The sequence below is a fragment of the Vibrio sp. 10N.222.55.A1 genome, assembly GCF_041473835.1.
Classification (GTDB): Bacteria; Pseudomonadota; Gammaproteobacteria; order Enterobacterales; family Vibrionaceae; genus Vibrio; species Vibrio crassostreae_C.
This window is the reverse complement of sequence record NZ_JBFRSX010000030.1, coordinates 96,118-117,891: the sequence shown is the minus strand read 5'-3', so window position 1 is coordinate 117,891 and position 21,774 is coordinate 96,118. Positions and strand designations below refer to the sequence as shown.

Here is a 21,774-nt window from a genome sequence, read left to right as displayed (position 1 = left end):
TCTCGCATCTCGCATCTCGCAAGCATAAAAAAACGCACAACCTAAGTCATGCGTTTTATATTTAAGCCTTTGATTTATCAATCACTTCGTTAGTGCATGACCTCTTCTTTAGCACCAACATAGATGAAATCCAATTCGTCTTTTTTCAGGGATACTTTAACCGTACCGCCATCAACCAAGCTACCGAACAGTAACTCGTTAGCAAGTGGTTTCTTAAGCTTCTCTTGAATCACACGTCCCATTGGACGAGCACCCATGGTCTTGTCATAGCCTTTATCAGCTAACCAGTGACGAGCATCCTCAGAAACCTCTAAAGACACGCCACGAGCGTCCAGTTGAACCTGAAGCTCGACAATGAACTTATCAACTACTTGGCTAATCACACTTGGGTCAAGGCTGTTGAACCAAATGATATTATCAAGACGGTTACGGAACTCAGGAGTAAATACCTTCTTGATTTCGCCCATCGCATCTGGCGCATGATCTTGTTGGATCAGGCCGATCGATTTCTTCTCGGTTTCAGCCACACCTGCGTTGGTCGTCATCACTAGAATCACATTGCGGAAGTCCGCTTTGCGACCATTGTTGTCAGTTAGCGTGCCGTTATCCATTACCTGCAGTAGCAAGTTAAAGATATCTGGGTGAGCTTTCTCGATTTCATCCAGTAACACAACAGAGTGCGGGTTCTTGATTACGGCATCCGTTAGCAAACCACCTTGGTCGTAACCAACATAACCAGGAGGCGCACCAATCAAGCGGCTCACTGAGTGTCGCTCACCGTACTCAGACATATCAAAGCGCAGAAGCTCAATACCCATCAACTTAGACAGCTGAACAGTCACCTCTGTTTTACCGACACCAGTAGGACCAGCAAACAAGAATGAACCAACAGGTTTATTGTCTGCACCCAATCCAGCACGGGTCAGCTTAATCGCTTCACTCAATACATCGATTGCAGGGTCTTGTCCGAATACCAACATTTTCATGCGCTCATCCAGTTTCTGGAGTGTATCTTTGTCTGAAGACGATACTGACTTTTCAGGAATACGCGCCATTTTCGCAACCATTGACTCAATATCAGCCACGCTTACCGTTTTCTTACGACGGCTTGCAGGTGCCAAACGACTACGAGCGCCCGCTTCATCGATTACGTCAATGGCCTTATCAGGAAGGTGGCGTTCATTAATGTATTTAGCTGACAGTTCCACAGCGGCACGCAACGCTTTGTTGGTGTAGCGCACTTCGTGGTGAGCTTCGTATTTTGGCTTCAAGCCAATCAGGATCTTGGTCGTATCGTCTAGCGATGGTTCAATAATATCTATTTTCTGGAAGCGACGAGCTAAAGCACGCTCCTTCTCAAAAATACTGCTGTACTCTTGGTACGTTGTTGAACCGATGCAACGTAATTTGCCACTGCTTAGTAGTGGTTTAATTAAGTTTGCCGCATCAACCTGACCACCCGATGCAGCCCCGGCACCGATAATGGTGTGGATCTCATCGATGAACAGAATCGCGTCTTCTTCTTTCTCCAGTTGCTTAAGAATCGCTTTAAAACGTTTCTCAAAGTCACCACGATATTTGGTTCCGGCTAACAGTGAACCGATATCTAGAGAATAAATTACGCTGCTCTGAATGATTTCAGGCACTTGTCCTTCAACGATGCGCCATGCAAGACCTTCCGCGATGGCAGTTTTACCTACCCCCGCTTCACCCACTAACAGAGGGTTGTTCTTACGACGACGACACAGAACTTGGATAGTGCGTTCTAGCTCTTTGTCACGACCGATTAGTGGGTCAATATTGCCCTGCTTTGCGACTTCGTTAAGGTTAGTAGCAAAATTTTCTAAACGGTCTTCAGAGTTAGCTTCTTCAGCATTTTCTGCACCACCAAATGAATCGGATGATGAAGGACTGTCGCCTTCGTTGCTCGCTTTGGTAATACCGTGTGAGATGAAGTTAACAATATCTAAGCGACTAATGTCGTTTTTCTTAAGAAGATATGCCGCGTGAGATTCTTGCTCACTAAAAATAGCCACAAGTACGTTAGCACCTGTTACTTCGCTGCGACCTGAAGATTGAACATGAAAAACAGCGCGTTGAAGTACTCGTTGGAAGCTCAACGTAGGCTGAGTTTCGCGAGTTTCGTCGCTTTCAGGGATAAGTGGGGTCGTTTGATCGATAAAAATATCGAGCTCATTGCGAAGAGCATCGAGATCAGCCTGACAAGCTTGGAGCGCTTCCTTGGCCGCATCATTTTCTAATAATGCTAGTAGGAGGTGTTCGACAGTCATGAATTCATGTCGCTTGTCTCGCGCACGAGCAAATGCGCCATTTAAACTCGTCTCTAATTCTTTATTTAGCATAAGTACCTCCTAAGGGAACAACAGTGTTGTTCGAGCAATTTATACTTGCTCCATTGTACATAGTAGCGGATGCTCATTTTCCTTTGAGTACATCGTGACCTGCGCTACCTTTGTTTCCGCTATTTCAGCACTGTATGTGCCGCATATAGCTTTACCTTCATAATGAACCTTGAGCATCACGTCCGTTGCTTTTTCGATATCTAGTGAGAAGAATCGCTCTAGGATCTCGATTACAAAGTCCATGGGCGTGTAGTCATCGTTATTCAACACAACGTTATACATCGCCGGTGGCTTTACTTTTGTTGCTTCTTTCTCCAGTAAATCTGAGCCTGGAGATGCCCATTCAAAGTTTCTGCTCATATCGCTTTGCTAAGGGTTATTTTTCGGAAGTCGTGAGTGTTTACCTAACTCAAATTTACCACATTCACGCTTTACCGTGTACTAAGAAACTGCACCTAGAAACAGTACCAAAAAATATTCCTCTATACTGAGCCTAATCCACCATTTCCATCGCTGCAAATAAAAGATCTCGATTAACAAGATTAACATATGTGATTGATTAAAAAGACGCCATAACTATTGATACTAACGATAAGATTACCGCTAAGTTACTATTTGGTTAATAGTTTGCGGTTAATCTCGAATGTGATTTGTTATTAAAATTGATCACTTTTATACCAATTTACTATTGACTGTGCTCAATCATTAGCTACATTGGAGCTAAAAGGTTTTTTAATACACTTTTGCAACATGAATTAAAATCAGTAACACGCTTCAAAAATTAACAATAAGGAATAATTACGCAGGGTAGCGTTAATTTCCGTAAGCAATGTACGAGATTCAAGCTATTAGCTGAAATTCTTTAGCTGGTAGGAATGATATCAATCGCACTTACAACAATTGATATAACAACGTTAGTAACAAAATGCATGAGGGATGTATAGCATGGCTACAGGTACAGTAAAATGGTTTAACAATGCCAAAGGGTTTGGCTTTATTTGTCCAGAAGGTGAAGACGGCGATATTTTCGCGCACTACTCCACAATACAAATGGAAGGTTATCGAACCTTAAAGGCTGGTCAGCAGGTCGACTATGAAGTAGAAAGTGGACCTAAAGGCTCGCATGCTAGCTCCGTTGTTCCTGTAGAAGGCAGCGCCGCAAAATAGGCGAATGCAAACTCATGTTAACCTCCATCAGTCGTCATTAACGGCTGACAGGTAAACAGAATATTGAAACCGCTCATTTAATACCTGTAACACAGGATTACGTGAGCGGTTTTTTTCGTTTTGGGGGCTCTAAAGTTGCTCACTGGACAATGAGCTCGAAGAGCTACTCCCCTTAAGCTAGGTCTTAAGAAGTATTAGACAGAAAAAAGACGCTTTAACATTATCGTTAAAGCGTCTTTCGTTTTGACTTTATCTATAACTTAGCTATCAGCCTAAGCAACTCGTTAGCAAATCACGTTCATGAGTGACTAACGATGAGTCCAATCACTATGCATCAATAAACGCGTTTAGCGTTGAGCTTGGGCGCATTAGTGTTGAAACCAATGCATCGTCAAGTAGGTAGTAACCACCTAAGTCGCCAGCCACACCTTGAGCGTTGTTCAGCTCTGCAACGATCGCTTCTTCACTTTCAGCCAGTTGACTTGCCACACCTGCAAACTCAGCAGCAAGATCAGCGTCAGCCGTTTGCTCAGCAAGCGCCTTAGCCCAGTATGCCGCTAGATAGTAGTGGCTACCACGGTTATCAAGCTCACCTACTCGACGTGAAGGAGACTTGTTGTTATCAAGGAACTCACCCGTCGCTTTATCAAGCGCATCAGCTAGAACTTGTGCTTTAGCGTTACCTGTTACTACGCTCAGGTGCTCTAGAGATGCCGCTAGTGCCAAGAATTCACCTAGAGAATCCCAACGCAGGTGGTTTTCTTTCTCTACTTGTTGAACATGTTTAGGAGCAGAGCCGCCAGCACCTGTTTCAAACAGACCACCACCGTTCATTAGTGGAACAATCGATAGCATCTTAGCTGATGTACCAAGCTCTAAAATCGGGAACAAGTCAGTTAGGTAATCACGTAATACGTTACCAGTAACCGAAATAGTATCTAGGCCTTCTTTGATACGAACCAGTGAGTATTGAGTCGCTTCAAGTGGAGCAAGGATCTTAATTTCAAGACCATCGGTATCGTATTCAGGAAGGTATGCTTCAACTTTCTTGATAAGCTGAGCATCATGTGCGCGTGACGCATCTAGCCAAAATACCGCTGGAACACCCGATGCACGAGCACGCGTTACCGCAAGCTTAACCCAGTCTTGGATTGGTGCATCTTTAACCTGACACATACGGAAGATATCGCCTTCCTCTACGTCTTGCTCAAGAAGCACAGCGCCTGAAGCGTCAACAACTTGAACCTGACCAGCAGCTTCAAGGATGAAAGTCTTATCATGAGAACCGTACTCTTCCGCTTTTTGAGCCATCAAGCCAACGTTTGGTACGCTACCCATCGTTGTTGGATCGAACGCGCCGTTCTCTTTACAGAAATCAATAACCGCTTGGTAAATGCTCGCGTAGCTACGATCTGGGATCATTGCTTTGGTGTCTTTTTGCTTACCTTCTGGATCCCACATTTGACCAGAAGAACGCAGCATTGCAGGCATAGATGCATCCACAATGATATCGCTTGGTACGTGTAGGTTAGTAATGCCACGGTCCGAATCAACCATCGCTAGTGGTGGCTGAGTCTCGTATACCGCTTGCAGGTCAGCTTCGATTGCTTCTTTCTGCTCTTGAGGAAGCGCATCAATCTTCGCGTAGACATCACCGATGCCGTTATTTACATCAACGCCTAGCTCTTCAAACAGCTGACCGTGTTTAGCAAATACGTCTTTGTAGTAAACCTTAACCGCGTGACCAAAGATCACTGGGTCAGATACTTTCATCATCGTCGCTTTCAAGTGAAGAGAAAGCAGTACACCTTGCTCTTTAGCCGATGCGATTTCTTTTTCGAAGAATGCAACCAAAGCGGCCTTATTCATCACTGACGCATCAATGATCTCTTTATCTTGCAGTGCAAAAGCTGGCTTCAATGTTTTCTTCGCACCATCTTTGCCAACGAATTCAATGCTAACTTCTGTAGCACCTTCAATGGTTACTGACTTTTCACTACCGAAGAAGTCTTTGTCGTCCATACTTGAAACGTGCGACTTAGAATCTGCAGACCAAGCACCCATTGAGTGTGGGTTCTTCTTCGCGTAGTTTTTAACTGAAAGTGGAGCACGGCGATCCGAGTTACCTTCACGCAATACTGGATTTACTGCACTGCCTTTGATTTTGTCGTAAGTCGCTTTTACTGCTTTCTCTTCGTCAGTGTTTGCTTCTTCTGGGTAATTAGGAAGTGCGTAACCTTTTGACTGTAGCTCTTTGATTGTTGCTTGAAGCTGAGGTACAGATGCAGAGATGTTTGGAAGCTTGATAATGTTTGCTTCTGGTGTCTTAGCCAATTCACCTAGTTCTGCTAATGCATCACCAATACGTTGCTCTTCGTTCAAATAGTCAGGGAAGTTGGCAATAATACGCCCTGCAAGTGAAATGTCGCGAGTATCAACGTTAATACCAGAAGAAGCTGTAAAAGATTGAATGATAGGCAGCAGAGAGTATGTTGCTAGCGCCGGAGCTTCGTCTGTAATGGTATAGATGATCGTTGGTTTTTCAGTAGGCATGAAATTTCCCTATAGTTCTTACAAGCTCATTTAAAGTAGTGAGCGTGTTATAAATTGACCAGTAAGCCACTCTAAGAGTGAAAACTGCTTACTCGATAGTCGTACTCTATCTTATTTTTCATACAATCTTGATGACAGCATGAACCAAATCCGTGAGTGCGTTGTTATAATAAAACACGAAGGTATAATTAAACAAATCAGGCTTAAGAGTCCATCAACTTGTTCTATTTTGTGTCTTTTAGGCGCGCAAATGATAGCTCAATTCCGTTTCAGTGAAAACTTTTCAGCACACTTCGTTTACATTTTTGCAAGGTAGTTAACATGTCTACTCGCTCACGCAGCGCATCTCGTTCAGACAAACCGGCTCGTTCTGGTGCAACATTAAAACAAAGCGGTAATAGACAAAGCCGAAGCAGTGATAAGAATAACACTGGCAATTCGCACAACAAATCTCACTCAAGCAAGCACCGATATAAAGGCAAGCCTACCAATGCAAAACCTAAGGTTGCGCTCGAAGATCGCAAAGTAATTCTGTTCAACAAGCCTTTCGATACTCTAAGCCAATTTACAGATGGCGAAGGGAGAAAAACGCTAGCGGACTTTATTCCAGTGAAAGACGTTTATGCTGCAGGTCGCCTTGACCGCGACAGCGAAGGGTTAATGGTCTTGACCAACGATGGTATTTTTCAAGCTAAGCTAACTCAACCAAACTCAAAATCCCCAAAGACTTACTGGGTACAGGTTGAAGGCGCACCTTCTGAGGAAGATTTAGATAAATTGAGAAAAGGTGTCGAACTAAAAGACGGCATGACACTGCCCGCTCAGGTTGAGGTGATGTCTGAACCTGTTGTGTGGGATAGAAATCCTCCAGTACGCTTCAGAGCCGCGATACCGACAACATGGTTGGCTATTACAATCATTGAAGGACGTAACCGTCAGGTAAGACGAATGACAGCCAATATCGGCTTCCCTACCCTGCGTCTTATCCGTTACTCAATGGGTAATATGAATGTGGGGCAGCTGCAGCCTGGTGAGTGGAAAGAGATTTAACTCATAGCAATATATTAAAGCGAGATTTACGTCTCGCTTTTTTGTACGTGAAGATTGATTACTTTTGGTCAATTAACCATTTTTGGAATGCTTTACGCTCTTCTTCATTTGCTCTTGAATACCATAGCTTAAGTTGAAGCGTATTTTCAGACTCTTGCACAGTACTGTCGCCAGCTACCGTTGCTCCAACTACTGCACCAGTTTGTACCGCCGCTAGCTCTTCTTTCAACGAACGAATCTTGCCTGAATCAAAAACTAAGCCTCTTTCTTGGTTGTAGTCTTTAACCAACTGAGGGATATCGCTGTAAGGCAGTGCACCTTGAGATGGAGGCAAAACTTCTTGCACGACTTCTGCATCATCACCGTTTACAGAGATACTGAATATAGGAAGTTCTCTGTCTACATTTTTTTCGATTTTAGCGTACTTTCTACTTAGAAGATCAATATCAACATCAGCATTTTCGGGAACATTAACTACCATAATGTAAGGAACTGTACTGATAAACTCGCGTTTGCCTTTATCGCTCAAATACCCTGTGTAATCTAAAACGAGTTGGTTTTCACCTGAGGTGAATACAGCGTCTTCCACACTTTCAACAACCTCACCGTTCAAAGTATTTAGCGAAATACCAGAAGCCAAATCAAGAGCAGCCGTTGCGTATGGTGCAGAGAATAGACAGACAAAACTCAAATACCACTTGTTCATGTACGATTCCTTAATCAATAAATGTAAAAAAGCCAGCTAATAGCTGGCTTTTGTATAGCATAGTTAACTACAGATTAGAATGTGTAGTAAACACCAGCGATAACGCCGTCAGCATCTAGAGTTTGTGATGCGTATTCGAAATCAGCAGTTTGGTATTCAGCTAGGAATAGGATGTTGTCACGGAATGCGTAATCAACACCAACAACTAGGTTAGTAGAGTCGATATCAGAGATCTTAGAAGTACCCGCTGCTGTAGCGATTTCGTCAGTTGTTGCTACAGAGTATGTAGCGTATAGACGAACAGCGTCGATTTGGTAAGCAGCTGCGATACCCATAGTTTCACCGTTGCCGTAAGAATCAGCAGCGATGTCAGATAGGTCCCAGTAACCGTAACCTTGGTTGCCTTCAAACTGTGCGTAAGTAAGCGCTAAGTAAAAACCACCAAATTCAGCAGAAGCAGAAACACCAGCAAGAGAGTAATCTACGTCTTTAGCAGCGTCACCAGTGATGTAAGAAGCACCGATAGAGAAGTTGCTGAATGCGTAATCTGCAGAGATACCGTAAGTGTTGTCAACGTCTTCAGTAGAATCAGTGTTAACGTCAGCTACGATTGTGAAACCTTCAACGAATTGACCTTTGAATACAGCGCCGTGGCCAGAAGACTCGCGGTGGTGACCACCAGTAGAGCCCATGTAGTTACCTTCGTTTGTGATATCATCTTTCTGGATAGCGTCAGCAGATTCTGCTAGGTCGCCAGTTTCACCGAAAGCCATACCCCAAGTGTCAGTTTTAAAACCAGCTAGAACGTCATCGAACTTAGCGTTGCTGCCGTCAGTTTCGATTTCGAAAGATGCGAATGCTGTGAACTGGTCGTTAAGCTTCTGCTCAGCGTCTAGTTGAATTTTAGCCCAAGTAGAAACGTCAGCTTCGTTTTTAACTGTTTTAGTTAGAGTCTCGTCTACTTCAGATTGTTGTAGGTAGATATCTACCTCGCCTTTTAGGCCAACTTTAGTATCGTCGTTAGAGTAAATTTCTGCTGCGTTTACAGAAGTTGCTGTAGCTGCGATAGCTAGCGCTAATAGAGTCTTTTTCATAATAAATCCACTGCCTTTTCTAAGAATGGGAGATCCTTGCCCGGTTCCCTTTTATTTTTATGACTGGTCATTACCACTCTTTGTTGGTTAATCACCGTCACTAAATTTCGAGGTCTAGATTGCAAAAGATTATCCTGCGTGTCAAATAAACTAAAAACAAACCTAAAAAAAACACAAAGCAATCAAAATCAACTACTTACATTTTTTTTCATAGTTTTACGAGCAGCTTATCCTAAGTTTTATTAGGAAATATAATAATCCAAAAAAAGAACAAAACAGCATTTAACACCACAAACAACTTGTAAAAACGCCACATCTCAGGATTTAACACCTACAAGCAAGTCTTTTTTAATATTTATATTTCGCAACATAAATAAAATAGTTAAGTTCCTGATGGTTCAGTTTTTTTTTGTGAACAAGATCTACCTTTGATTCAAAAGCAAGCTATTTCACCGTAAATGTACCGACTAGTGATATGTGCTACTATCCTCGCTCCGTTACGTAGGTCACAGTATGCTAACTACTAAAATTCAAAAATCTATTCGCACCAGTTATCAAAACCTCCAAGATCAGTTGGACAACTTTGTACCTCGACGTGCTCAAAATTACCTTGTTGCAGAAATAGCGAAGACACTTTGTGGTCAATACCACAAAAGTAATCGCATGATTGTTGCAGAAGCGGGAACCGGGATCGGGAAATCACTGGCTTATTTAATGGCAACTATTCCTGTCGCTGTGCTCAATAACCGAAAAATAGTCATATCAACGGCGACGGTTGCGCTACAAGAACAGCTCGTCAATAAAGATCTCCCTCTATATAGAAGACTGACTGATCGAGAGTTTTCTTTCATATTAGCGAAGGGCAGACAGCGTTATTGTTGTTCCGAAAAGCTAGCCGCTGCCTGCGGGGTTGATGGCGGACAAATGGCCATGTTCGAATCTAAGCCAAAGAAGAAAGATATCGAGCAACTTCAAACCATGTATCGAAGCCTAACCCAAGGTAAATGGGATGGTGACCGCGATTCGTGGCCAAAACCCATCGACAACATGATTTGGCAGATGATTGTTAGTGATAAGCACAGCTGTAATAACAGTATGCCTACTCATAGAGACTGCCCTTTCCAAAAAGCGCGCTCAGAGCTAGATAAAGCAGACGTGATTATCGCCAATCACAGTTTAGTGATGGCAGATGCTGACTTAGGCGGCGGTGTGATACTGCCTGAGCCAGAAAATAGCATCTATATATTCGATGAAGCTCACCATTTACCGCATGTAGCCAGAGATCACTCTTCTGCGGCGGCAAGTCTAAAGGGTGCCGCTTCATGGTTAGAGCGTTTAAACCAATCCATCACTAAGCTTTCAGGCCTCGCTGACGAGAAACGTGTCCACCGGTTTCGAAATGAACTGCAAGACTCAGTGCAACAGCTGATCCCTACCCTGACTCAAATGAGTAAACAGTTTGACGCTAACCACTTTGAAGACGGCTTGTATCGCTTCGAACATGGCGACTTACCTGAGTGGCTAGAGAATGAATCTAAAGATCTCAAGCAGCTCACACAAAAGGCGAGCCAAGCCGTTGCGAAGATTGCAGACCTAATTGCAGAACGAGTTAAAGACGGCGAGCTTTCAGCAAAACTTGCAGAGCCGGCACTCGCAGAAATTGGCTTCTATATACAAAGAACAGAGAACCTTGCTCAAGTTTGGCGCTTAATGGCTGAGCCGAAGAGAGAAAAAGGCGCTCCTTTGGCTCGTTGGCTCGAACTGAATAAAGAAAGCGAAGGCGATTTCGTTGTGAATGTTTCGCCACTAGAGGTAGGTTGGCAACTGGATCAACAAATCTGGAGCCGCTGTGTGGGTGCCGTATTAGTATCTGCGACCATGAGGGCGCTCAACTCTTTCAGCTTTTTCTGTCATCAAGCCGGTATCAGCCAAAAAGCAGAAGATGGCGTACAGTTTTTGGCTTTGGCATCACCGTTTGATTACCAGAATCAAGCTGAGCTGATCGTTCCGGCAATGAAGTACGAACCACAAGCACCTCAGTTTACCGAATATCTTATTGAAATTTTGCCTAAGGTAATAGAAGACAAAAAAGCCAATCTCGTTCTATTCTCTTCTTACTGGCAAATGAACAAAGTTGCAGAGGCTTTAACAACAGATTTCGTTAAAAAGTCGTGGGCATTGCAGGTTCAAGGCGATACTTCACGAACTGAAATTCTAAAAAAACATAAAAAGCTAATAGACCAAGGTAAAACCAGCGTTCTTTTTGGAACTGGCAGCTTTTCTGAAGGTCTTGATCTACCGGGTGAGCTTCTTGAAAACCTCGTTATTACCAAGATTCCTTTTGGTGTTCCTACCTCTCCCGTAGAGCAAGCACATTCAGAATATATTGAATCACGCGGTGGTAACCCTTTTATGCAGATTACTGTTCCAGATGCGAGTAAAAAGCTTATTCAATCTGTGGGTAGACTACTGCGTAAGGAAAGAGATTCTGGTAAAGTCACGATCCTTGATAGACGCATAGTAACGAAGCGATACGGAAAGTCCCTACTCGATTCACTACCGCCTTTTAAAAGAACAATAAAATACTAATATCCCCTGCCCTTGAGGTAGTTATGGGCCTTCATCGCTAGGCCCTTGCATTCACAACCCAACATGACTAATCCATAGATTTTTCATGTGGCTGCCCTATCAGCCGATAACGAGAACACTAGCTATTTATGGAAATGATTGAGCCAACCATGTTGGTCATACTTGCTCTGGTTGCATTTGCAGCAGGCTTTATTGATGCTGTCGCAGGTGGCGGAGGGATGTTAACCGTTCCAGCTTTACTGTCACTTGGTTTACCGCCACACATCGCATTGGGTACTAACAAGCTTGCAGCAACCTTCGCTTCATCTACAGCTGCATTCACTTACTACCGTAAAAAGCTGTTCAAGCCTGAGTGTTGGGTCAATGCATTCATATCTACTTTAATAGGTGCGACCATCGGCACACTCACTGTTGATGCCATTAGCACCGAGTGGTTAGAGAAGGTATTGCCGTTAGTCATTCTTGCCGCAGCGGTCTATACCATTTTTCATAAGACTCCAGATGTGAGCCATAATGTGTCTCCTAAGCCATGCCCTGTGCTTAAGAGAAAACAAAAGTACCAAGGATTCATTCTTGGCTTTTATGATGGGGTTGCTGGCCCAGGAACTGGCGCGTTTTGGACGGTAAGCTCTATGGCGCTTTATCGCTTAAACATCTTACTTGCCTCTGGTCTATCCAAAGCCATGAACTTTACCAGTAACTTTACCTCTTTGGTGACCTTCGCGATTCTTGGTCATATTGATTGGGTTCTAGGTTTTACCATGGGCCTTTGTTTGATGGCCGGTGCATTTGTTGGCGCTCACTCTGCTATTCGGTTCGGTGCTACATTTATAAGACCTGTGTTTGTTACAGTTGTAAGCGTACTTGCAATTAAACTGGCATACGAAGCTTGGTTTGTGAACTTATAGGCAGTAGCCAACGGGAAGTGAAATGAATCAATTTTCAAAGCTAAAAAGTGTTATTGATACCTTGATTGGCCATTGCTCGCAGGTTGACAAATCTCGAGGGGCTTATCATCAAGCCTTGTTTGACCGAGCCTTATTTAAATGCGGCGCCTCTGTTTTGCTTCCCTATGCACTTGAAACTCAGGCAACGTACCGCACCATTGTACGTGAACAAACCTCAAATCAACTGACCGCGTCCAGAGCCAACTACCTGACAGAAAAGCTGACCAATCAGATTGCAGCAATCCAAAGAGAGTTAGCCAACCACGATTTACGCTTGGACCGAAAAAGCAAGTCAGGGAAAACCCTGAACGACCTATACAACGAACTCGCCCAGCACCAAGACTGGCAAAAGCGATTGGTCGATTTAGTACGAGTACGAAAGTTAACGTTTGATTCTGCGCCTCGCCACAGTAAGAAAAAAGCGGAAGAGGCTTGGCAGTTAGCAAAAGAGCGATTAGAACGCTGTGAAGACTCAATGAAAAATATTGAGAGACTGATTAACTTAGAGAACCCTAAGCGAAATGAACACTGATAACACACCATCACCACTGGATAACGCACCAGAAGAAGTTAAGTTAGCTGTCGACCTGATCTATCTGCTCGAAAGCAACGAAATCGATCCAAAAGTCGCGTTAGAAGCAATCAAAATTGTCCAGCAAGATTTACAAGCCAAACTAGCATCTAGCATCTAGCATCTAGCATCTAGCATCTAGCATCTAGCATAAAAATATACAGGATTCACATGTACCAACTCAGCTTTTCTATGCCCGAGTTTCTTGAAAACTACTGGCATAAAAAACCAACCATCTTAAAGGGTGGCTTCCAAAACTTCGTCGACCCAATTTCGCCGGAAGAACTTGCTGGTTTATCGATGGAAGAAGAAGTGGATTCTCGCTTTGTCTCTAACCTCGACAATCAGTGGACTGCAGAACACGGCCCATTCTCTGAAGAAAAGTTTGGCGAATTAACCGAAACTCATTGGCAACTGATCGTTCAAGCAGCGAACCACTGGCACCAAGGCGCAAATCAGCTGACTGAGGCGTTCCAAGCGTTACCAAACTGGTTATTCGACGATCTCATGATCTGCTACTCAGCACCTGAAGGCGGCGTAGGCCCACATATTGATCAATACGATGTCTTCATCATTCAAGGTCAAGGCAAACGTCAATGGAAGGTTGGCGCTAAAGATGTTGGCCAATACAAAGAGACTGTTCAAGCGTCTGCACTTCGTCAAATTGAAGGTTTTGACCCAATCATTGATGAAACTTTAGAGCCGGGCGATATCCTTTATATCCCACCAGGTTTCCCACATGAAGGGAGCACGTTAGAGCCGTCAATGAGCTACTCTATTGGCTACCGCTCGCCTAAAGAACAAGAACTGATCAGCAACTTTGCCGATTTTGTGCTTGCTCATGATATGGGTGACGTACACCTGCACGATCCAGAATTCAAAATGCAAGAAGGCTACGGAAAAATTCGTTCATCGGATTTAAGTAATCTCACAGGCATGTTGAAATCTGCACTAGAGCAACCTGAAACCATCAGTGAATTCATGGGTTGTCTGCTAAGCCAATCACGCCACCAGCTTGATATCGTCGCTCCAGAGCCACTATGGACTCAAGAAGAGATCGCTCAACACATAGAGTCTGAAGGTGAAATTCACCGAGTATCAGGCTTAAAAGCGCTCTACCACGAAAATGAAAGCAACACGGCTTACATCAATGGCGAAGTGGTTAAGGTTGATGAAGCGGATTCTTCGTTACTCAACATACTTTGCGATGAGACGATGATTACCTCGGCTACTGCCCTATCTCCTTCGGGCGTAACTGTCGTGACTGAATTGGTCAACAAAGGCTACTGGTTTATCGAAGAGTAAGCAGCGTCAACCGCTGGTTATTGCCTAGCCTCTAAATAAACAATTAAAAAAGGGACAAATGAAATCTTCATTTGTCCCTTTTTCTATTCAAGAACTGGTTAAGGCTTAATGCTTATACCTTGAACTGATTGACCAACTTCTGTTGTTGTTGAGACAGTTGGTCAATTTCATTGCCGACTTGCTCAGAAGCCGCGGCTTGCTCCAAGATCTTCGCACTCAAATCGCGAATATTAACCACGCTTTGATTTACTTCACCGGAAACCGATTGTTGCTCTTCGGCTGCTCGAACGATCTGACTGTTCATATCACTGATCGCCTCAATAGAAGTAAAGATCGACCCCAGATCTTCAACTGCTTTCTGAACGTGTAGTGCTGTATCGTTAGCTAGGATATTGCCTTCTTGTATTGCTTCAACGACATCTTGAGTTCCAGCATGAACCTTGTCGATCACCGCTCTGATCTCACCAACCGATGACTGGGTGCGACTTGCGAGGTTTCTTACCTCATCCGCAACAACAGCAAAACCTCGACCTTGTTCGCCAGCACGAGCCGCTTCAATCGCCGCGTTCAATGCCAGTAAGTTAGTTTGCTCAGAGATCCCTTCAATCACACTTAAGATCTCGGTGATGTTTCCGTTATTTTTTGCCAATTCTTCAACAATAGGAACAGCACTCGACATACGCTCCACCAGCTTTCTCATTTCACCTGCTGAAAGTTCGATGACTTGTTGCCCTTGTTGAGCAGAACGATTCGCTTCGCACGCTGCATCAACGGCCACTTCTGCATTTTGTACCACTAAGCCCGCAGTTTGAGTCATCTCTTCGGCCGCTGTCGCGACTAGATCCACTTCTTTAAATTGAGACTCGCTGCTTTCACGAGTACTTGATGCTGATGCTTTCGCTTGGCTGGTAGTATTTGCCACTTGTTCTGTGGTGTGAATGACTTCTTTGATTGTGTGTTGCAGCTTATCTAGGAACAGGTTAAATCCTTTTGACAACTGACCGATTTCATCTTGAGACTTCACTTCCAAGCGCTGCGTCAAATCACCTTCACCTGAAGCGATGTCATTCAACCTTTCCACAACCTGACGAATCGGCTTCACAATAGACAACGAGGCAAACGCGATAATGGCTAAGCCAAAGATAATAAACACTGTACCGGCGATCACTTCTGTTTTGATGCCTTCACTTAGCTTAGTGCTAATGATGGAATCCAATTTATTTGCGTCAGCGACGACACTGTCTCTTGGGATCTCAAACAACACCCCCCAAGTTTGGTTAGCTGCAACAACAGGTGCAAAGGCAAGTAACCACTCACCGTTCTCGCTCCATTGCGTTGTCACTTCACCACCAAAGATAAAGTCGGTCATTAAATCACTGTTTGTATTGCCACTTTGGAAAGTTGAACCGACTGCAATGCTTGAATCATCAGAAGCGATGACCGAACCATCTAGACTAACCACGTAAGCTTTACCCGCACCGTTAAACAAGCTCTGGTCAGATTGAGTAATCACACTGGTTAAACCATCAAGTCTTAGATCAATACCAAGAAAACCAATAGCAACGTCGTCAACCAAAATAGGGACTGAAATAGAGGACGTAAGTAGTGCTACACCACCGCTGTTCACGACTCTCGGCGTACTAATACACGTTTGCCCTGAAGACAAAGGACAGTAAAAACGTTCGCTATTGCTGTCATCATTCAAGATAGATTCTGAAAGAACGTTCGCTAGAACATTTTCACCGTTATCTGCCACCTTCCAGTAAGGAGCAAAACGACCTTTTTCGTTAGAACCAACATAATCAGCATCGACATAATTCGCATCTTCACTATCGAGCAAGTCAGGCTTGAAAACTAGATACGCTCCTTGAATAGAGTCGAAGTTTAAAACCGAGCGACGAACCATTTCATCCAAGGCGGTACGAAGCTCGTCACTTGGTGTAAAGTTTTCGTCTGCATTGTTTTTTAGAAACTGAGCACTGGCCGCAAGCATTTCTGCGCGGTAAATAGCTTCGTCTACATAACGTTGAGTTTCTTGAGCATTAAGCTGAGAAACAGACGCCAGCAGCTGCTGAGTTTTATTGATAACTGATTCTGAACTTTGAGATTTGATGACTTGTTGATTGCTCGTTGCGTTGTAGATCGAGAAACCAATAAGAGACAGTGACGTAATGATTAAACAACAACCTGCTAAGAGGGTTATTTTCCACTGTACCGATAGAGAGCGCATTTAATATCCTTATTTAAGCCAAAAGACTTCCATAACCATAACTATCACATCGACAACGAATTGCTGTACAAAATGTAAACAAGTTAGACGAATAGCTTAGCGGATAATTACAGCACAAATTGCTTACATATAAAACGAAAGTTTATACAAATGTTAATAGAGCGTGTTTTCTTCCTTTTTTCTGTGATTTAAAATGATGTACTCATATAATCATTGGCTGTGTTGCTTAGGTTTTAGCGCTTTGGACATAGCCAGAACATCGATATTTAAAGGAAGCCCACTCCACCCTCTCCCTCTTTAAAATGCAGCAATTTCGGATTAGTTTTTATAATCCAAGTCATAGATTTTTATCTTACTCAACTTCACACTTTTTGATTGCTAAGCCCGCAATCAAGCTCTAATATCTCGCGCCTAGATTCCCTGAACACTTTATTCATTTGGCTCTCCTTTAATGGAGCGCTAAGGCTTTTTACGTCTTAATTTTTGGAGAGATACGCAAATGTCCGCCTCGTTTCCATTAGCGAAACTTACCTTTTTAATCGCTATTCTGACTGCCGTAGGTCAAATGACTCAAACGATGTACGTGCCTTCTATCGGTCATATGGCAGGTGAGTTCTTAGTTTCGGCATCTTCACTGCAGGCAGTGATGGCGTGTTACTTGATCCCTTATGGTCTGTCGCAATTTGTTTACGGCCCACTTTCAGATCGCCTAGGTCGTAAACCGATCATCGTGATTGGTTTGATCATCTACATCATCGGTACTTTGGTGGCATTGTTCGCTCACGAATATGAATGGTTCTTAGCGGGCAGCTTTATCCAAGGTTTGGGCATCGGTTGTGGTGGTGCGATGTCTCGTACATTGACTCGCGACTGTTTTGAAGGCGCAGAGCTGCACCGTGCAAACAGCTTGATTAGCATGTGTGTGATTTTCTCACCATTGATGGCTCCTGTACTGGGTGGTTACCTAACAGAAGTTTTCGGCTGGCGTTCTAGCTACTTATTCCTTGCGCTGTTTGGTATTGCTGTTGTGATCACTATGATGACGAGCATGATGGAAACACTGCCGAAAGAACGACGCAAGCATGAATCGGTTGCCAACAGCTACAAGTTCGTTCTGTCTGATAAACGTTTCCAAGGTTTCTTATTGGTATTAGTCGCAACCTTTGCTGGTGTAGCCGTATTTGAAGCAGCGGCAGGTGTGTTGCTTGGTGGCGTACTTGGCTTACCGGCAACCACAGTAAGCTTGCTGTTTGTCTTGCCTATTCCAGGTTACTTAGTCGGTGCAGGCTTATCTAGTTACATCGCACAACGTCGCTCTGAGCGCCGTGCATTGAATGTTGGTCTGGTTGCGATATTGGTAGGCTCAACAGTGGTATTGATACCGGGTCTGTTTGGTCAAACAACAGCATTAACTTTGATTGGCGGTGCCACAATTTACTTCTTGGGCGCTGGCATATTATTCCCAGCAGCAACAACAGGGGCACTTTCGCCATTCCCGTACCACGCTGGTACTGGAGGTGCGATTTTAGGTGGTATGCAAAACCTAGGTGCTGGCATCGCAACACTATTGGCATCGTTCTTCCCAGCTCAAGACCAACTGCCACTCGGTTGCCTGATGATTGCTATGTCATTCATCGCTATGCTTGGTTTACGTTGGGTTAATCGTAAACCTGACCACTCAAACGAAATGCCATTGGCTATTTAACGTAAAACTCGAATCTTGCTAAACAAAGGAAAGGGACATACTGAAAAGTGTGTCCCTTTTTGTTGCACATTTATTCCTTCCACTCTCACGTATCAGTAATTTCATTTAACATTACTTTGATTTTTTGAAAACAATAACAGACACTTACGATGAAGGTGCATATCCAGAATCCAATTATAAATAATATCACTGGAAGATACCCAACCAACAAAGGATGCTGGCATCAAAAAGAGTAAGGTGCACACTAAGGATATATAGATGCGTATCGCTTTAACCACATTAGCCGTATCAATAGCGCTTTTCGCCGGATGCAGCAATCAAGGAATCTCAACCATGAACCACTACTCTCAATCACAACTCGTCGCTCAACAAACCCAAGCACCCGTTGCTAAGAAAGTCCCTCACGCAATGACGATTCATGGTGAAACCCGAATCGATGATTACTATTGGATGCGCGATGATGCACGCCAAGATCCAGAGATATTGCAACAACTTGAGCAAGAGAATCAGTACGCAGATACGGTGTTGAAACATACAGAAGCAGCACAAAAACAATTATTTGAAGAGATTAAAGGCCGAATCGCGAAAGACGACAATTCGGTACCGGTTCGCAAAGGCAGTTACTACTACTCGAATAAGGTGACAGGCGACAACGAATACCCAGTTCACCTGCGTGAAAAAAACTTTTTAGGCACAGACAAGCAAGTCATCTTAGATGTAAACGAGCTAGCAAAAGAGCATGAATTCTTCAGTATTGGTGGCTTAACGATCAGCCCAGACGAAAACTTGTTGGCCTATGGCGAAGATACGCTAAGCCGCCGCATTTACACCATCAAGATCAAAGACCTCACAACAGGTGAATACCTAAAAGATGAAATTGAAGGCGCTTCAAGTGCTATCGCGTGGCAAAACGACAACCAAGCCTTCTACTACATCAAAAAAAATCCACAAACATTGCTGGGTTATCAAGTTTACCGCCACGTGTTAGGCACAGCTCAGGCAAGCGATCAGTTAATCTACGAAGAAGCCGATAGCGCTTACTACACCTCTTTGAGTAAAAGCAAAGATGGAGAACAGGTCTACATTTGGCATTCGAGCACAGAAACCAGCGGTGTCTCAGTCATCGATGCCAACAACCCAAAGGCTACAGCTGAGGCTTTCTACCCAAAAGAGACCGGCATAGAGTACAGCATCGCTAAGCTAGGTGATTGGTATTACATCTACACCAACTACCAAGCGGTCAACTTCCGTTTAATGAAAGTCACAACCGAAGAGATGCATGATCGCTCAAAATGGGTCGATGTCATCCCAGCAGACGATAATACTCAGCTTGTAGATTTCGAGTTGTTTGATGACCATCTTGTCTACGAGCAACGCGCGGATGGCTTGTCTACAGTGAAAGTTCGCCAACTCTCAACAGGCCACGAGTTTCCACTTGAATTTAACGACACCGCATTTGCCGCTTACCTAACGAGTAACTATGAATTAGATAACGCAAAAGTTCGTATCTATTACAGCAGCTTAACCACGCCAGGTACTTACTATGATTTCGACCTAAGTACAGGTGAATCCGAACTCATGAAGCAAACACCCGTATTAGGTGATTTCGAAGCGGATAACTACCAATCAGAGCGAATCATGATTACGGCTCGCGATGGTAAGCAAGTTCCTGTCTCTTTGGTTTATCGTAAAGACTTATTTAAGAAAGACGGCACTAACCCAATCTACCAATACGGCTATGGGTCTTACGGCTCTACGATTGAACCTACCTTCAGCTCAACTCGCCTAAGCCTACTGGATAGAGGTTTTGTTTATGCCATCGCACATGTCCGCGGTTCAGAAATGCTTGGTCGCCCTTGGTATGAAGATGGCAAAAAACTGACCAAACAAAACACGTTCAACGACTTTATTGATGTAACCAAAGAGCTTGTTGAAGAAGGCTACGGCGCGAAAGATAAAGTGTTCGCCGTTGGGGGGTCTGCTGGCGGTCTATTGATGGGAGCAATCATCAACCAAGCACCAGAACTGTACCGTGGTATTGGTGCACATGTTCCGTTTGTAGACATTGTGACAACCATGCTCGATGAATCGATCCCTCTAACCACCAATGAGTATGACGAATGGGGTAACCCGAACGATAAAGCCTACTACGATTACATGCTGGGGTACTCACCGTACGACAACATTAAGGTACAAAACTACCCGAACATGTTGGTAACGACAGGCCTGCATGACTCACAGGTGCAGTACTTTGAGCCAATGAAATGGGTTGCGAAGCTGCGTGAAATGAAAACAGACAACAACGTATTGCTGTTCAAAACCGATATGGAAGCCGGTCACGGTGGCGCTTCTGGCCGATTTAAACGATTAAAAGAAGACGCACTTGAATACGCGTTCTTTTTGGATTTACTTAAGACTCAATAGATTCTACGTAACTGTAAGTATTCACATCATTTAATGTCGCCATTTTGTCTCTACAAAGTGGCGACAGAAATTATTAAGCATGGTTAAATACGATGAACCATGAAATCCACCAAATCAAAAACCTTTAAAAACAAGCAGTGACAAAGGTTTACGAGAGGTATAAAAACAAATGAAAGTAATTAGCTTCAACATCAACGGTCTTAGAGCCCGCCTTCACCAACTGCAAGCTATTATCGACAAACACCAACCCGACGTGATTGGTCTGCAAGAGATAAAAGTGCACGATGAAGCCTTCCCAATTGCTGATGTTGAAGCAATGGGCTATAAGGTTTACTTCCACGGTCAAAAAGCCCACTACGGTGTGGCAATGTTGTGTAAGCAAGAGCCTATTTCTGTGCAGAAGGGTTTCCCAACAGATAATGAAGACCATCAAAAACGCATGATCATGGCGACGTTTGAAGATGAAAATGGTGAAAAGGTTACCGTGCTAAATGGCTACTTCCCTCAAGGGGATAACATCAAGCATGAAACAAAGTACCCGTACAAACGCCAGTTCTATAAAGACTTAATGACTTACTTAAACGATTATCACAACAAAGATGAGCAAGTGATTGTGATGGGCGACATTAATATCAGCCCTATCGACGCAGACATCGGCATTGGTGAACCTAATGCGAAACGTTGGTTAAAAACAGGTAAATGCTCTTTCCAACCAGAAGAGCGAGAATGGTTGAAAACATTGATGGACTGGGGCTTTGTAGACAGCTTCCGCTTGCTGCACCCTGAAGTGAATGATCAATACTCGTGGTTTGATTACCGCTCAAAAGGCTTCGTAGACAACCGCGGCCTGCGTATTGATGTAGTCCTAGCGACTCAAAAGCTTGCCGATAAGTGTACTGAAGCTGGCATCGATTACGAGCTACGCGGCATTGAAAAACCGTCAGATCACGCTCCGATTTGGTCGACGTTTAAATAAAATCCAAATTAAATTTCAAATCAAAAATGCACAAGCTTTTGTTTAGCTTGTGCATTTTTTTTACTTAGCTCAAATCCACTCAAAAAGCTTGAGA

16 protein-coding genes are annotated in these 21,774 nt (G+C 43.7%); 10 read left to right on the top strand and 6 right to left on the bottom strand.

Going from position 1 to position 21,774, the window contains the following annotated elements; genetic code table 11:
- Window positions 1–89: 89 nt before the first annotated feature.
- Complete coding sequence (gene clpA / locus AB4493_RS09860; RefSeq protein WP_017062108.1) at window positions 90–2,363, bottom strand: ATP-dependent Clp protease ATP-binding subunit ClpA; 2,274 nt, start codon at window positions 2,361–2,363, stop codon at window positions 90–92.
- 39 nt (window positions 2,364–2,402) lie between these two features.
- The gene (clpS, locus tag AB4493_RS09855; protein ID WP_372154927.1) at window positions 2,403–2,723 is read right to left on the bottom strand and encodes an ATP-dependent Clp protease adapter ClpS; all 321 of its coding nucleotides are present in this window, start codon (window positions 2,721–2,723) and stop codon (window positions 2,403–2,405) included.
- 585 nt (window positions 2,724–3,308) lie between these two features.
- Between clpS and cspD the strand changes: the two genes are divergently transcribed.
- Entirely contained in the window at window positions 3,309–3,530 is a 222-nt protein-coding gene (cspD, locus tag AB4493_RS09850) for a cold shock domain-containing protein CspD (protein WP_004736548.1), read from the top strand.
- A gap of 327 nt (window positions 3,531–3,857) precedes the next feature.
- On the opposite strand, the gene AB4493_RS09845 is transcribed toward cspD, so the two are convergent.
- The gene (locus AB4493_RS09845) at window positions 3,858–6,083 is read right to left on the bottom strand and encodes an NADP-dependent isocitrate dehydrogenase (RefSeq protein WP_017067848.1); all 2,226 of its coding nucleotides are present in this window, start codon (window positions 6,081–6,083) and stop codon (window positions 3,858–3,860) included.
- Between the two features lie 321 nt (window positions 6,084–6,404).
- Between AB4493_RS09845 and AB4493_RS09840 the strand changes: the two genes are divergently transcribed.
- Window positions 6,405–7,133 (top strand): pseudouridine synthase, encoded by a 729-nt coding sequence (locus AB4493_RS09840; protein ID WP_136973574.1) that lies wholly within the window; start codon window positions 6,405–6,407, stop codon window positions 7,131–7,133.
- A 58-nt stretch (window positions 7,134–7,191) separates the two neighbouring features.
- Here the strand turns inward: AB4493_RS09840 and AB4493_RS09835 are convergent, their stop codons facing one another.
- A complete protein-coding gene (locus AB4493_RS09835; protein WP_102398103.1) occupies window positions 7,192–7,839 on the bottom strand; it encodes a DUF2057 family protein in 648 nt (215 codons plus the stop codon).
- A 74-nt stretch (window positions 7,840–7,913) separates the two neighbouring features.
- Entirely contained in the window at window positions 7,914–8,933 is a 1,020-nt protein-coding gene (locus AB4493_RS09830) for a porin (RefSeq protein WP_017070022.1), read from the bottom strand.
- A 513-nt stretch (window positions 8,934–9,446) separates the two neighbouring features.
- On the opposite strand from AB4493_RS09830, the gene dinG reads away from it, so the two are divergent.
- The 5 genes from dinG to AB4493_RS09805 all read left to right on the top strand — a co-directional run bounded on the left by dinG (window position 9,447) and on the right by AB4493_RS09805 (window position 14,345).
- Complete coding sequence (gene dinG / locus AB4493_RS09825) at window positions 9,447–11,522, top strand: ATP-dependent DNA helicase DinG (RefSeq protein ID WP_372154925.1); 2,076 nt, start codon at window positions 9,447–9,449, stop codon at window positions 11,520–11,522.
- A gap of 128 nt (window positions 11,523–11,650) precedes the next feature.
- Entirely contained in the window at window positions 11,651–12,430 is a 780-nt protein-coding gene (locus tag AB4493_RS09820) for a sulfite exporter TauE/SafE family protein (protein ID WP_372154924.1), read from the top strand.
- A gap of 22 nt (window positions 12,431–12,452) precedes the next feature.
- A complete protein-coding gene (locus tag AB4493_RS09815; RefSeq protein WP_017062115.1) occupies window positions 12,453–13,001 on the top strand; it encodes a primosomal replication protein in 549 nt (182 codons plus the stop codon).
- Window positions 12,991–13,161, top strand: coding sequence for a pleiotropic regulatory protein RsmS (gene rsmS / locus AB4493_RS09810; RefSeq protein WP_017055021.1), 171 nt, complete (start codon window positions 12,991–12,993; stop codon window positions 13,159–13,161). Before AB4493_RS09815 ends, rsmS begins: the two co-directional genes overlap by 11 nt.
- Window positions 13,162–13,211: 50 nt before the next feature.
- Complete coding sequence (locus AB4493_RS09805) at window positions 13,212–14,345, top strand: cupin domain-containing protein (protein ID WP_017066710.1); 1,134 nt, start codon at window positions 13,212–13,214, stop codon at window positions 14,343–14,345.
- 112 nt (window positions 14,346–14,457) lie between these two features.
- On the opposite strand, the gene AB4493_RS09800 is transcribed toward AB4493_RS09805, so the two are convergent.
- A complete protein-coding gene (locus AB4493_RS09800; protein WP_372154923.1) occupies window positions 14,458–16,575 on the bottom strand; it encodes a methyl-accepting chemotaxis protein in 2,118 nt (705 codons plus the stop codon).
- A 499-nt stretch (window positions 16,576–17,074) separates the two neighbouring features.
- Between AB4493_RS09800 and emrD the strand changes: the two genes are divergently transcribed.
- The 3 genes from emrD (at window position 17,075) to xthA (ending at window position 21,680) form a co-directional block, all read left to right on the top strand.
- A complete protein-coding gene (gene emrD, locus AB4493_RS09795) occupies window positions 17,075–18,280 on the top strand; it encodes a multidrug efflux MFS transporter EmrD (protein ID WP_017065927.1) in 1,206 nt (401 codons plus the stop codon).
- Window positions 18,281–18,613: 333 nt separating this feature from the next.
- Window positions 18,614–20,704, top strand: coding sequence for a S9 family peptidase (locus AB4493_RS09790; RefSeq protein WP_017065926.1), 2,091 nt, complete (start codon window positions 18,614–18,616; stop codon window positions 20,702–20,704).
- Between the two features lie 169 nt (window positions 20,705–20,873).
- Window positions 20,874–21,680 (top strand): exodeoxyribonuclease III, encoded by an 807-nt coding sequence (xthA, locus tag AB4493_RS09785; RefSeq protein WP_010437369.1) that lies wholly within the window; start codon window positions 20,874–20,876, stop codon window positions 21,678–21,680.
- Window positions 21,681–21,774 lie beyond the last annotated feature (94 nt).